This is a genomic window from Adlercreutzia sp. ZJ473, from assembly GCF_013185065.1.
Classification (GTDB): Bacteria; Actinomycetota; Coriobacteriia; order Coriobacteriales; family Eggerthellaceae; genus CAAEEV01.
In genome coordinates this window covers 1-13,632 of the sequence record NZ_JAAVTO010000037.1, presented here as the reverse complement: position 1 = coordinate 13,632, position 13,632 = coordinate 1, and the positions used below count along the sequence as shown (strand labels likewise).

The 13,632-nt window shown below is 66.7% G+C and carries 9 protein-coding genes; 5 read left to right on the top strand and 4 right to left on the bottom strand.

Translation table 11 applies throughout. The annotated features are described in order from the left end of the window. Positions 1–176: 176 nt before the first annotated feature. The 3 genes from HRL41_RS08040 to HRL41_RS08030 all read left to right on the top strand — a co-directional run bounded on the left by HRL41_RS08040 (position 177) and on the right by HRL41_RS08030 (position 3,233). Entirely contained in the window at positions 177–887 is a 711-nt protein-coding gene (locus tag HRL41_RS08040; RefSeq protein ID WP_172136320.1) for an ABC transporter ATP-binding protein, read from the top strand. Further along, the gene (locus HRL41_RS08035; protein WP_172136319.1) at positions 884–2,482 is read left to right on the top strand and encodes a hypothetical protein; all 1,599 of its coding nucleotides are present in this window, start codon (positions 884–886) and stop codon (positions 2,480–2,482) included. The genes HRL41_RS08040 and HRL41_RS08035 overlap by 4 nt, the downstream gene beginning before the upstream one ends. Positions 2,483–2,594: 112 nt before the next feature. Continuing rightward, on the top strand, positions 2,595–3,233 hold the full coding sequence (locus HRL41_RS08030) for a TetR/AcrR family transcriptional regulator (RefSeq protein WP_172136318.1): 639 nt from the start codon (positions 2,595–2,597) through the stop codon (positions 3,231–3,233). Between the two features lie 266 nt (positions 3,234–3,499). Here the strand turns inward: HRL41_RS08030 and HRL41_RS08025 are convergent, their stop codons facing one another. Both HRL41_RS08025 and HRL41_RS08020 read right to left on the bottom strand, forming a co-directional pair. After that, positions 3,500–3,919 carry a molybdopterin-binding protein gene (locus tag HRL41_RS08025; protein WP_165172897.1) on the bottom strand — a complete coding sequence of 140 codons (420 nt, stop codon included), beginning with the start codon at positions 3,917–3,919 and terminating at the stop codon, positions 3,500–3,502. 339 nt (positions 3,920–4,258) lie between these two features. Continuing rightward, positions 4,259–5,872, bottom strand: coding sequence for a LuxR C-terminal-related transcriptional regulator (locus tag HRL41_RS08020; RefSeq protein WP_253904784.1), 1,614 nt, complete (start codon positions 5,870–5,872; stop codon positions 4,259–4,261). A 196-nt stretch (positions 5,873–6,068) separates the two neighbouring features. On the opposite strand from HRL41_RS08020, the gene HRL41_RS11990 reads away from it, so the two are divergent. Beyond that, entirely contained in the window at positions 6,069–7,739 is a 1,671-nt protein-coding gene (locus tag HRL41_RS11990; protein WP_216662590.1) for an iron-sulfur cluster assembly scaffold protein, read from the top strand. 573 nt (positions 7,740–8,312) lie between these two features. On the opposite strand, the gene HRL41_RS08010 is transcribed toward HRL41_RS11990, so the two are convergent. Beyond that, a complete protein-coding gene (locus HRL41_RS08010) occupies positions 8,313–9,902 on the bottom strand; it encodes an IS1182 family transposase (protein ID WP_172136317.1) in 1,590 nt (529 codons plus the stop codon). A gap of 315 nt (positions 9,903–10,217) precedes the next feature. After that, the gene (locus HRL41_RS08005; RefSeq protein WP_172136316.1) at positions 10,218–12,359 is read right to left on the bottom strand and encodes an aldehyde ferredoxin oxidoreductase; all 2,142 of its coding nucleotides are present in this window, start codon (positions 12,357–12,359) and stop codon (positions 10,218–10,220) included. Positions 12,360–12,697: 338 nt separating this feature from the next. On the opposite strand from HRL41_RS08005, the gene HRL41_RS08000 reads away from it, so the two are divergent. Continuing rightward, complete coding sequence (locus tag HRL41_RS08000) at positions 12,698–13,507, top strand: 4Fe-4S binding protein (RefSeq protein WP_172136315.1); 810 nt, start codon at positions 12,698–12,700, stop codon at positions 13,505–13,507. Positions 13,508–13,632: the final 125 nt, after the last annotated feature.

The following is a 13,632-nucleotide window of genomic DNA, read 5'->3' as shown; positions in this document are numbered from 1 at the left end:
ATGGCGGGGGCGCGTGGCAGGGGCGGGGGCAGCGGCAAGGAGCAACAGGGAACGGAGCGGCGGGAAGTGTGGATGATGTCGTCAGTTGACGCTGTCGTCATGTTATGCAATACTTATTACGCAACAACTATTACCTTTATGAGCATCATCCAACGTCAACCAACGGAGGCAGCATTATGCTGAGAATCGAGCACCTGACGAAGGTCTTCGGCGAGAAAATCGCCGTGGACGACTTGAGCCTGCACATCATGCCGGGCGAGATCTACGGGTTCATCGGCCACAACGGTGCGGGCAAGACGACGACCCTGCGCTCGGTGGTCGGCATCCAGCAGTTCGACGGCGGCGAGGTCACCATCAACGGCATATCCATCAAGGAAGACCCCCTTGCCTGCAAGCGAATGCTCGCCTACATTCCCGACAACCCCGATCTCTACGAGTTCATGACGGGGATCAAGTACCTGAACTTCATCGCCGACATCTTCGAGGTGGGCGCAGAGGCGCGGCAGGCGCGCATACGCGACTATGCTGATCGGTTCGAGCTCACGGCCGAGCTGGCCCAGCCCATAGCCGCGTACTCCCACGGCATGCGGCAGAAGCTCGCCATCGTGGCGGCGTGGCTGCACGAGCCGAGGCTCATCGTGATGGACGAGCCTTTCGTCGGGCTCGACCCGAAGGCATCCCGCCTCCTCAAGGACATGATGCGCGAGGTGTGCGACGGCGGCGGCGCGATATTCTTCTCCACCCATGTGCTGGAGGTGGCCGAGAAGCTCTGCGACAAGGTGGCCGTCATCAAGAAGGGGAGGCTCGTTCGCTCCGGCACCGTGGAAGAGGTCAAGGGCGACGACTCCCTGGAGGACGCCTTCTTGGAGCTGGAGGGGCAGCGATGATCGGCGTATTGCTCAAGAAGCAGGTGGCTGAGGTATGGCGCGGGTACTTCTACGACGCGAAGGAGAACAAGGCGCGCTCCCGGCTTTCCACGGCCGTGAGGTTCCTGCTGTTCGTCCTGCTCATGGTCGTCCTCATCGGGGGCATCTTCACGGCGCTGGCCCTCTTCCTCTGCCAGCCGCTCACGAGCGTCGGCATGGGGTGGATGTACTTCGTCGTCATGGGGATGGTCGCCGTCCTCCTCGGGGCGTTCGGCAGCATATTCAACGGATACGCCGGCCTCTACCTCGCGAAGGACAACGACCTGCTGCTCTCCATGCCCGTGCCGCCGGACGCCATCCTCGTCGCGCGCCTGCTGAACGTCTATCTGCTCGGGCTGATGTACGCGGGCATCGTGTGCGCGCCTGCGCTGATCGTGTACTGGGCGACGGTCCCGTGCGATGCCTCCATCGTGCTCGCCGGCCTGCTCTGGACCTTCCTCGTGTCGGCGCTCGTGCTGGTGCTGTCCTGTGCGCTGGGCTGGGTGGTGGCGCGCATCAGCTTGAAGCTGAAGGACAAGGGCCTCGTGTCCGCGATCGCCGCGGTAATCCTCCTCGCTGCGTACTGGGTCTTCTGCAGCCAGATATACGCGGCGCTGTCTGACCTGACTGCCAACGCCGCCGCCTACGGCGCGCAGATGCGGGAGTCGGCGGCGGTGCTGTACTGCTTCGGCCGGGCGGCGGAGGGGGACTGGCCTTCGCTGCTCGCCATGGCGGCGGTCATCGGGGCGGCCTTCGCCGTGGTCTGGGTCGTCCTGTCGCGCACGTTCCTGCATACGGTCACGGCGACCGGTGCGCAGGGGAAGGCGACGTATCGCGAGAAGGCGATGCGGCAGAAGAGCCCCTCGCGCGCCCTTCTGGCAAAGGAGCTGCAGCGGCTTATGTCCAGCGCCAACTACATGCTCAACTGCAGCCTCGGGACGGTGCTGCTCCCCCTGCTCGGAGGGCTTTTGCTCTGGAAGGGGGGAGAGTACGTGGAGCTGTTCGACGAGGTGTTCGCGGGGGCGCCCGGCACCGCGTCGGTCCTGCTCTGCGCGGCCGCCTGCATGCTCGCGGTCATGAACGACATGGTGGTGCCCTCGGTGTCCCTCGAGGGCGGGAACCTCTGGCTCGCGCGCTCCCTGCCGGTCTCGACCTGGCGAATCCTGCAGTCGAAGCTGCGCCTGCAGGTGGCTCTCACGGCAGCGCCGCTGCTCCTCTGCAGCTTGTGCATGGTGTTCGTGCTGCGCGCTTCGCTGGCGGAGTCGCTGCTTCTTCTGCTCGTCCCGCAGCTGTTCGTGCTGCTGTATGCCCACCTGGGACTTGCCCTGGGGCTTCTCTGGCCCAACCTCAAGTGGACGGACGAGACGGCGCCCGTCAAGCAGAGCATGGCCGTTGTCCTGGCCATGGTCGCAGGCTGGGTTTGCGGGTTGGCCCTGGTGGTGGTTTGGCTCTGGCAGGGATGGCACGTGGGGGCCGTGCCCTATCTTGTAGTCATAGCCGCGCTGGCCGCCTTGGCGTGTGCAGGCATTCGCCTCTGGCTCAGGTCGAGCGGCTGCAGGCGGTTCGAGGCGCTCTGACCCTGCCTGCAAGGGGCCGCCTGCGAGGGGCGCCTGTCGCAGGCAGCCCGCAGGGGGCTGCCTGCGAGGGTCGTAATCATAACGCGCAAGCATTGGTTGGAAGGAGGCTCGCATGCCACCGAAGGCGAAGTTCACGAGGGAGCAGATAGTCGAAGCCGCCCTCGACATCATCCGCGACAAAGGCGTCGGGGCCGTCACCGCGCAAGCTGTGGCTAAGCAGCTGGACGCGTCCACGCGCCCGATGTTCACCTATTTCGACACGGTGGAGGACCTTCGGGTCGCGGCGACGGACGAGGCGTGGCGGATATACGACGAGCGGGTCGTGCAGGGGCTTGCGCTCACGCCGGCGTTCAAGGGGTTCGGGATGGCGTGCGTTCGCTTCGCCGTGGAGGAGCCGAGCCTCTTCCGGCTGCTCTTCATGCGCAAGTCGGAGCGGACGAGCATGGACGAGTTCCTCGAGCGCGAAGGGCATCTCGACGACGTCCTCGATGCCGTGATGAGCACCTTCTGCATCGATCGCGGCCAAGCCAAGTGGCTTTACGAGAACATGCTGATCTACGTGCACGGAGTCGCCACGATGTGCGCGAGCGGGGTCGTCAGGTTCACCGACGAGGAGGTCGCCGAGAGGCTGGGCATGCTGTGCCGCGGCTTGCTCATGGTGCTGTTGGCGCCTGCGGACGAGCGGACTGCCGTGATGCCCGGCCCCGACGTGGCATTCGACGGCAGTCTTGAGAACTACCTGTCCCGTTGACGCCTTGCGCCCGCCCCGAGCCCGGCTTTGCTGCCGGTGCGCTGCCCAGGCGCGCTCGCATATGGGCAGCGGGAGGCACTGCTGCTTTCGCCGCATCCGCCGCTCGTGTCGCATCCGCCGCCCTGCCGTCCCCGCCGCACCCGTCGCCCCTGCCGCTCACGCGTCTCTGCGCGATCTCGGCAGGCTCAAGCTCCCATCATGCCAGCGGGCCGCCCTCGGGCGGCCCGCTTCGCGTGTTGTCGGCGTTGGACGGGGCAGCGCCGGCGTTACTCCACGCCCACCATGACCTCGGTGGACTTGATGACGGCCACGGCCTCGCCGCCGACTTCGATGCCCAGATCCGAGATGGCCTCGTTGGTGATGGAGCCCTTCACGCGCTGGCCGTCGGGCAGCTCGATGGCCACGTGGCCGTTCACGGCGCCCTCCTTCACCTCGACGACGGCGCCGCGCAGCTGGTTGCGCGCGGAGAGGCCCTTGACCTCGGCGTCGGCGAACATCACCGAGCTGGCCTTGATGACGGCCACGGCCTCGCCGCCGACCTCGAGGCCCAGGTCGCGGATGGCGTCCATGGTGATGTCGGCCTTGACGGATCGGTCTGCCAGCTCGATGGTCACGATGCCGTTCACGGCGCCTTCCTGGATGTGGGAAACGGTGCCCTTCAGCTGGTTGCGTGCGGAAATCTTCATGGACTCGTCCTTTCGCTGGGGCAGGTTCCGCCTCGCGGCCTGCCGTCCTCTCTGCTCGGCATTCGACGGCGCGAGCTCGCCTCGCTCAACGTGCGAGTTGAGGTTCGCGCTATCGCCTGCGCAAGACTATTATATTCAATTAAGAATTATCTACAATAGAATATAATAATTGACCTCCAAAGCTCCTGCGACTGACCTGCCAGAACAAGCGGAACGCCCTACACGCTAAGGTAGCGCTCGACCGCGTCCCACTCGGCATGCCCGCATATGCAGCACGTCCATATTCACGTCGCCATTAAACGACCTGTGGAAAACGCGACAAAGATATGACTCGCCTCATCAAGAGGCGTATTTCTCCAGGTAGTCGAGGAGGTCTTGGCGGGAGTGCATGTCGCACTTGGCGTAGATGCGCTTGATGTGGGCGTGCGCCGTGCCGGGGCTGATGCAGAGCTCCTCGGCCACGCGCTTCTGCGTGAAGCCGAGCGCGTAGAGCGCCAGCACGTCCACCTCGCGCTCGGACAGCAGAAACTGCGCGCCCATGAGCTCGGCGGAGTGGCGCATGGATGCCTGCCGCACGCTCGCGAGTGTCTCCCCCTCGTCGAGGCCCATGATGCGCACGATGGTCGGGCTCGTCGCGGGCGCTTGCGCGGAGGGCGCCGACGCGGCATCCTGCGCGGAGACGTCGCGCATGATGCCGAGGAACTGCAGGAGCACGACCTGCGTGGACAGCACCACGAGCGTTCCCATGAGGGCGTTCACGAAGATGTCGTTCGCTGAGAACTGGTAGGTCATGAGGAGCGCGGTGCGCGATATGGCGCGCGCGCCGATCCACACGAACCAGCCGGCCATGGCGTAGTAGTACGGGTCGCGCCAGCCGCAGCTCATGAACGCGATGATGATGTACCAGCTGAACGCCACCATGAGCGCGTTCAGCGTGGTGGTGAACACCGCGCCCACCTCGAGCGCGCCAGGAAACGCCGCGTACGCCAGAAGCGCCAGGCAGGCGAGCGCCTGCATCAGGGTGAAGATCCCCACGGTCATGACGCGGTGGCGCTCCTTGAGCACCAGCGCCATGACGGCTGCCGAGATCCCCACGGTGAGCAGCCCGTAGGCAGCGCGCGTGGGCGGGGTGAAGGGGATGGGCAGCCCGTCGGGGTAGCCGCGGAGAAGCCCGATCACCACCGACAGAAACCCGATGCCGAACGCCGTGGCGATGAGGAACCGCTTGCTTTGGATCAGGTCCTTCGTGAAGCCGAAGTAGTCAGTCGAATGCGTGGGCGCGTCGATGTCGCGCGGCTGGACCTGCTTGCGCGCCCACACCATGCAGGGGTACTGCAGGCAGGCGAGCGCCGCCGCGACGAAGTTCCCCAGCCAGACGGGCATGAACGTGATCAGGTACAGCTCCACCTCGCTTGCGATGAGCGCCGAGAACACGAACACGGCGGCCACGGTGGTGCTCGTGCCGCGGGCGCGGCGCAGCCAGTAGAAGATGGCGAACGAGGAGGAGAACGTGCAGGAGACGGAGAGCGCGAAGCGCAGGGCGAAGCCCTCGGCGCCGAGCAGGTCGGCGAAGCCGAGCCCGGCGACGGTGAGCGCCTCGAGCGCGATGCAGGCGCGCGTGATGCGGTTGACGGCGCGCTTTCCCAGCGTGGCCTTGCGCGCGGTGAGGATGACGAACAGGACGAGCATCATGAGCAGCGCGATGAGCATGGCGCCGTCGGTGAACACCCCCTCGTCGGTTTGCGAGTAGCTGCCGTAGCACGCGACAATGAGCCCGGCGCGTCCGGAGGCGAGGCCGATGACGAGGGGCCACAGGCAGAAAAGCGGCCGCGCCATGTCGCGCAGGCTGGGGGCGTCGGGCTGCTGCGGCTTCTCGTCGGCCTGGGGCTCGACTCCCTGCGACGGCGCGCTCGGCTTTCGCGCAGGCGCACCGCCTGGCTGCTCTTTTGGCATAGGATCCCCCTATTGCTCAATAAAGGCATTTGACCTGGTGTTTTACTGCGTGATTAAACGATTTATCCCCAAAGAGGGGATGTGTTGCACATTTGAGTAGGCATCATAGCATACTGTAATGACAGATACACATTGATCTTCTCGCGCGCCCGGCTGCCTGCGTCGCGTTGTGCGAGGGGTTGCGAGGGGAGCTGCCATGGGCGACGTGAGGAACGTCTACGACGAGCCGAAGGACCGCGTGCTGCTGCGCACGCCTGACGTGTACCAGACCGAGGTCGACGCGGGGGTGGAGGGCTACTCCGACACGCTTCTGTCGGTGGTGGCGAACTTCCGGAACGCCGGGCGGCCCGAGGGCTTCAACGCGCAGAGCATGGCGGGGAAGTCGAAGCGCGGCGAGGTGGCGTGCCGCCTGTTCGCGGTGGTGGTTCCCGCCGCGGAGGCAGACGCGGAGGCGGGCGTGGGCATGAGCGCGTACGCGGGAGCGGTAGCGGGCACGGGAGCGAGCGCGGGCGGAGCTGCGGACGTGCTGCAGCGGTTCGTGATCGAGCGCGCGGGCTTCAAGACGCGCGGCTGCCTGGCCATGACGGGCTGCGCGAGCGTGGCCTGCTCGATGATCGAGGGGCGCACGCTGGACGCGGCGCTCGCGGTGACGACCGAGGACATCCGCGCGGCGCTCGACGGCGTGCCCGAGGGCAAGGCCAACACGCTGTACTTCGCCGTCTGCGCCATCCGCGGCCTGGTGGGCGACTTCCTGGCGCGCGAGGGCGCCACGCGCGCGGAGCTTGACGCAGCGGTGCCGTGCGAGGAGTACTCGGTTCCGTGCATGATGTGCGAGCACTGCAGCCTGCGTGACATGCGCGTGGAGATGCTGGTGGACGAGGAGCGCGTCGAAGAGGAGCGTGCCGAGCTCCGAGCGCTGGCGGCCGTGTTCGACGACGTGCGCGCGCAGTCGGCCTCAAGCGAGCTGGTGTCGCCTGCGCGTTGGGAGGAGCAGGAATGGGTGCCTGCTCACCTGAGCGCCGAGGACTTCGAGATGCTGGTGTACGACCATCTGGAGGCATGGCGCGCGGATCAGGCGGAAGGCGAGGGCGCGAGCCTGGCTGCGGCCGAGGCCGCGGACGCGAGCCTGGCTGCGAGCGCGGGCGCGCAGGCGGACGGACGCGCGGAAGGCGCGGGCGCGGATGCGGCTGGGGCCGCGAGCGCATCCGCTGGCGTCGCCTCCGTCCCCGCGAACGCCTCGCCCTACGCGAGCCGCAGCGTGGGCGTGCCGCGGCTGTTCGTGCGCGCGGCGGGCGCGGAAGCCTCTGCGCTGCCCGCGATGCCCGAGACCAAGCGCAGCATCGAGCCGCCGGCGGCAGCGCCCGCAGACGCGGGCCTCAACATCCCCGAGGGCTTCGAGCTGGTCCAACTTGAGGGCGAGTGGGTGCTTCTCGAGACGGGCGAGGCGGGAGAGCCGACCGAGCCAGCCGAGATCGAGGTCGACCCCGCGCACATCGAGGCGCTCGTCGGCGCGCGCAGCTACTACCTCTACGACTCCTCGATCATGACGGACGCGTACGCGCACTGGGCGTTTCTGGCAGCTGAGGACAACCCGCTCGTCACCTTCGCCGACTGCGTGCGCGAGGACGCGCGCGTCTACCCGCGCCCCATGGCGCGCTCGAGCTTCGCCAACCCGCCCTTCCGCATGAGCGCGGAGGCGGTCGAAGCCGCATGGGAGGCGTCGCGCGCACACGCCGACTACGCCGATCTCGAGCGCATCGAGGCGTCGAACGGCGACGTCTACTTCTTCTCGACGACCTACCTGAGCCCCGAGCGCGCATGCGCCCTCGCCGAGTGGGACGCCGTCGAGCGCTACCTCAGCGTGTAGGGCGTTCCGCTCGACGGCGAAAGGGGCTGAGGCAGGGCGCCTCAGCCTTCTAAGACGCCACAGATGCTGGCGCGGGGCGATTGCGGGCGCTTTTGCCCGAGCGACCGACAACGCCCTCTTTCCATCCACCATATTGAAAAGCTGGATGGAAAGAGGGCGTTGTCGGTGCTTTGAGCCCCGAAAACCACCGACAACGGCGCTTTCGCATCCACTTTCCCCGAGAAATCGCCGATATCGGCCTCGCTTCATCCAGAATCACCTGAGGGGTGGTTGGAAAAGCGCCGTTGTCGGTAACGCTGTCGGCAACCGACAGGTGGGGCGACAGGCGAGGTGACAGGCAGGGCGCGGAGTCGAAGGATCTGGCTGCGAGGGGGGCTGCGCATGCGGGCGCATCGCGCTCGGGGCCAGATCCTTCGACTCGCTTCGCTCGCTCAGGATGATACGAGACCCTCTCGCCGGTTGCGTTGGCTTACGGACAAGGGGCTGTAACAAAAGCCCCAATCACTAGGAGGCGAGTCTACTCGGGCTCACCTCTAAAGCTATGCGGCATCGTGCGAAAAGGCGCGGGAACCCCTACGCCGGGGCTGCCGATCCCCCGAACAGCCGCGAAGCCGGCTTCCCGCCCAAGCCCACGGCCTTCGCCAGCTTCCTCATGTTGTGGCCCATCATGAGCAGCCGCCACTCATGGGAGACCTTGCCCAAACCTCGGAGCGTGAACCTCCTGAATCCCCAGTTGCGCTTGACGTCGCCGAACACGGTCTCCACGTCGGTGGCCCTCCGCCTGCGCATTACCAGCCCCTCGTCGCTTGTGAGCAGCTCTGAGGCCCGCCTGCGGTAGGCTGCGAGGAGGGGGTTTACCTCGATGGCGCGCTTTCCCGACTTCCCGCGCAGGCACTTGGCGGCGTGCTCGCATCCGGAGCAGTCCCCGCAGGCGTACGCGCGCACCGTCGACTCCCAGCCCAGGTCGCTCACCCTCCTCCTCTCCCCGGAAAACGCCAGCCTGCGCCCGCCCGAGCACTCGTACTCGTCGGCGTCGGCGTCGTACGCCCAGTTGGCGGGTTGCGACGGGTCCTTGGCGAAGGATCTCTTCTGCTCCCTGTGGAACGAGCCGTGCTTCACGAAGGCGCGCACGCCGCACTCGTCCAGGAAGGCGTAGTTCTCCTCGCTGCCGTAGCCCGCGTCGGCGACGACGTCGGCGGGGATGCGGCCGATCGAGGACCTGAGGGACTCGAGGTGGGGCTTCATGCAGGCCGTGTCGCCGGGCCTCTGGTGCACGGTGCAGTGGACGACGAACTGGTTCTCGGTGCCGTTCTGCACGTTGTAGCCGGCCTTGAGCTGGCCGTTGCCCATGTGGTCCTCCTTCATCCTCATGAAGGTCGCGTCGCGGTCGGTCTTGGACAGCGACCTGCGATCGCCCATGTCGGCGAGGTCGCGCTCGTAGCGCTCCATGCGCGGCAGGTAGTCGGACTCGACCTTGCGCTTGGCCTTCCTGAGCGCCTTGTCCTTCGGCCCCGCCCTCAGCCGCTCGTTGATGCGGCGCGCCACCTCGGCGACGTCATCGGCGGTCACCTCGCCGGGCTCGGGCAGGCCGGCTGCTATCCTGTCCTCCTCGTCGTCGATCGCGTCTATCTCGTCGAGCAGGCGGCCGACGTTGACCCGCAGCTTGCCGCGGTTCTTCTCGACGGCCTTCCTCCAGGTGAAGCTGTACCTGTTGGCGCTGGCCTCGACCTTGGTGCCGTCGAGGAAGTAGGCGTCGAGGGTGATGAGCCCCATGTCGGCGAGCATTCCCACGGTCTCGGCGAACACCGCCTCGAAGCAGCCCCGCAGCCTCTCGGTGCGGAAGCGGCTCACGGTCATGTGGTCGAGGGGCGTGCAGCCGGTGAGCCACATGAAGTGGACGTTGGTCCTGGTGGCCTCGGATATCTTGCGCGAGGAGTAGGCGCCGGTTGAGTAGGCGTAGACGACCACCTTGAGCATCATCCTCGGGTCGTAGGCGGGTGCGCCGCCGCCCGGGTAGAGCGACCTGAGGAGCGAGAGGTCGATGGACTCGACGACCGCGTCGACGACTCGGACGAGGTGGCCCTCCGGGATCATCTCGGAAAGGTCGAGCGGCAGCAGCCTCATCTGGTTCTGCTGGTAGGGCTTGAAGCGTCGATCCTGCATGGCCAACCTCCCTGAAACGGTTGTCTAATTTTACCATATCAGCAGGTCAAATGCCATTTTTGGTATATCGGGCGCAAGTTTGGAGATCGGCAGGAGGAAAGGCTGCCGCATCGCCGGGGTCGCCTCGGCGCGTAAAAAAGGAGGCGCAGAAGCACCTCCGGACAAGAAGAAGGGGCTGCAACTCAATTACTTTTGTTACAGCCCCTTGTGGGGAGCTATTTTGCGGGTGAGGTTCACCAGGCAGCGCCTGGCGTTACCTGAACGGCGCCTGCCGTCTGCCCGCGCCACCCGCCCGGCATCGGCCCGGGACCTTCGCTACGGCAGCAGGCCCAGCTTGTCGAGCTCTTCCTTCACGTCGCCCATGCCGTAGGCGTCCAGGCACGCTGCGGTGGGGCAGCCCAGCTGCTCGTCCCAGCCGAAGCAGCGGTAGAGCATGGTGAGGGCGGTCTGGAAGTCGTCCTTGTCCATCTTGTCGGTGCCCTCGGTGAACGCCTTCGCCGAGTCGAACGGCCACTCGGTCACCAGGTCGTGCACGCCGCGGAAGTCGTTGCAGCCCATCTTCCCGCTCGCGTCCTTCATGCCGCGCGCGGTGTTGGCGCGCTGCAGCGTCATGATGCGCGCGCTGGCCTCGTAGAGGTCCTCGGTGGTGACGTCCTCGCCGGTCACGGCCTTGAAGAACTTCGCCTCCAGGTCCAGGTCGCCGCGGTAGTCGCGCGTCTTCGACGGGCTCATGGCCATCGGCCACACCCAGTTGCACAGCGTGAGCGAGTCGTGCAGCACGTCGGTCACGATGCTCCACCAGGCGAAGTTCGCCTTGTTCTCGTTCATGGGCGTGTAGTTCTTGTTGGGGTCGATGGCGTCCGCGCCGCCCCACAGCTCGGCGGCGATCTGCTGCTTGAGCTCGAACGGCAGGCCGCAGCCCTGGAAGTTCACGGCGGAGTGGATCATGTCGTCGCGGTTGAAGATCACGTTGTAGAGCAGGCCCACCTGCCCGAAGCACTCGTGCGCGTGGTGCACCGGCCAGCCGCGGGGGCTGATCAGGGCCGACGCGGCGGTGTCGAACCACTGCATGTCGTTCCAGCGCTCGCACCACGTGGCAGGGCCGTACGCCACGTACGCCAGCTCGGAGTCGTTGCGCGCGATGAAGGGCAGCAGGTCGGCCATGAGCGACGGGTCGTTCTTCGAGAACTTCTCCCAGTCGAAGCGGGCGTACTCCTCGGGCGGCAGCACGCGCTCGAAGACGCCGGTGGCGTAGCAGTGCGCGATGTCGCGGTACAGCTGCGCGTAGTTGCACCACATGCCCAGATCGTCCATGATCGAGCCCATGACCTGGTTCCACACCAGGCTGTCCTCGGAGTTGCTCTGCACGGGGGTCTTGTCGCCCAGGAGGGGGATCATGTAGTTGAACGGGAAGTTCGCCACGCAGGTGTTGCCCGTGATCTCGTGGCCGCCGTTCTCGCCGCTGGCGGGCACGCGCATGTCGGAGTAGCAGTGGATGGGGCAGCTGTGGCAGCCGTTCATCTTGATGGTGTACTTCTCAGCCTCGGGGCCGTCGTCCTTGGTGGACTTCATGCAGCGGTACCCCACGGTGTTGATCTCGCCGGGCTTCGGCTCGCCGGTCTCGATGGGACCGCCCTCGGCATCGGCCCAGAACAGGCCCTTGCGCGCCGTCCAGCGGGAGCCCTTGTCGTAGTACTCGGCCCACTCCTGCTGCGTGGAGGGCACCACGTGGTTGTTGTTCGAGCCGATGATCTCGCGCAGCATGTAGTCGGAGAGCTCGGCCACGGCCTGCGGGTCGGCCACGTTCACGCTGCCGGTGCCGCGCACCACGACCGCCTTGAGGCCCTTCGAGCCCATGACGGCGCCGATGCCCGCGCCGGCGGAGTGGTTGCGCGCGTTCAGGACGCACGCGTAGGGCAGCAGGTTCTCGCCGGCGGGCCCGATGGTGGCCACGCAGAAGTCAGAGCCCTCCTTGCGGTTGAGCGCCTCGGTGGCGGCGCGGGTGCCCATGCCCCACACGCTGTCGGCGGGCTTGATGCGCACGTCATCGTCGTCGACGTAGAGGTAGACGTGCTTGTCGCTCGCGCCTTCCACGATGATGGCGTCCCAGCCGGCCAGCTTCATCTTCGCGCCGAGCATGCCGCCGCAGTGCGCGTCGACCACGAGCTGGTCGGTGGAGAAGGTGGACAGCGAGCAGATGGTGGTGCGCCCGGCCAGCGGAACGCCCGAGGCCGTCAGGGGGCCGACGGCGAAGACGACCTTGTTCTCGGGGGCGAGCGGGTCGGTGCCGGCAGGCACTTCGTCGTACATGATCTTGTTGGCGATGCCCATGCCGCCGACGTAGGCCTTGTAGGGCTCGGTCGGCTCCGTGGTGATGGCGCCGGTGGACAGGTTCACGCGGAGGATCTTCCCCGTCCAGCCATATGACTTGTTCGCGTCGCGTTTAGCGTCAGCCATGGTTTACTCCAAATCTCTTCAGGTTGCCGGTGTTGTGTGACCCTGGGCAGCGATTCGGAGCGCTTGGGCAGAGTATGCCCGAGCGGCTTTTCGCGGCATGCCCTCTTTGGGGGTAATGTGGGAAAACGCGAGGTCAGCAGCGAGGCGAAGGTAACGCGGCGTTGACAGGGGCGAAAAATCCCTCAAAAGAGGGTATGGCGCCGCGCGCGGGTTGGGCTAAGGTCGCTCCCGTTGTGTGACGGGCTGCGATGAGAGCTCCTTTGCGTCATGCCTGCGCGCGGGCGATGCGTCCCGGCGCGGGCAGGGTTCTTTTTTTGAGAAACGAGGGGAGATCACGCATGTCAGAGAACAAGTATGAAGACAATGCCGTCGTCCAGCCGGAAGAGCGGCTCAACGATACGGCTCAGCCTGCCGACGCCAGCGGTTCCGCCGCCGGCCATGGCAGCGATTCCGCCGGCCCCGCAGGCTCCGCCGAGCCCGCAGGCTCCGGCCACCCCAAGACGTTCACGCGCCGCAGCGTGCTGGCCATGGCCGGCTGCGGCGTGGCGGGCCTGGTCGTGGGCGGCGTGCTGGCGTCATGGGGCGTGACCGAGCGGTCGATCGCCTCCGGGCGCATCGACATCCGCACCACGCCCACCAAGATGATCGTCACCGACCGCGCGCGCTGCTCCGGCTGCCAGCGCTGCGAGATGATGTGCACGTTGAAGAACGACGGGCGCGTCAGCCAGCACATCGCGCGCGTGCGCGTGTGGGACAACTACAACTACGGCGCCGGCATCGGCACGGGCGAGGGCTCGCTCGGCTCGGGCCGGGGCGCGTGCCAGTTCACGGTTGAGCATTGCAAGCAGTGCGCCGACCCGGCCTGCGCGAACTACTGCCCCGTGCACGCCATCTACGCTGACCCGCACTACGGCGCGCGCATCGTCGACGGCGAGGCGTGCGTCGGCTGCGGCATGTGCGCCCAGGCGTGCCCGTGGAACATGCCGCGCGTCGACACCGAGACGGGCATCTCCACCAAGTGCATCTCCTGCGGCCGCTGCGCCGAGCAGTGCCCCAACGGCGCCATCCAGTTCATCGACTGGCAGGACATCGCGCAGAAGATCATCGACCAGGGCGTCGTGCGCACCGTGACGCTCGTGGAGGCGTAGGGGAAGGAGCCGATCATGTCAGAGAAAACATTGACGAGGCGGACTTTCCTGGAAGCGGGCGCGGGGCTGGCGGCCGGCGCCGCCGTGCTCGGCGCGGCCGGCGCGGCGGGCATGGCGGGCGCGGC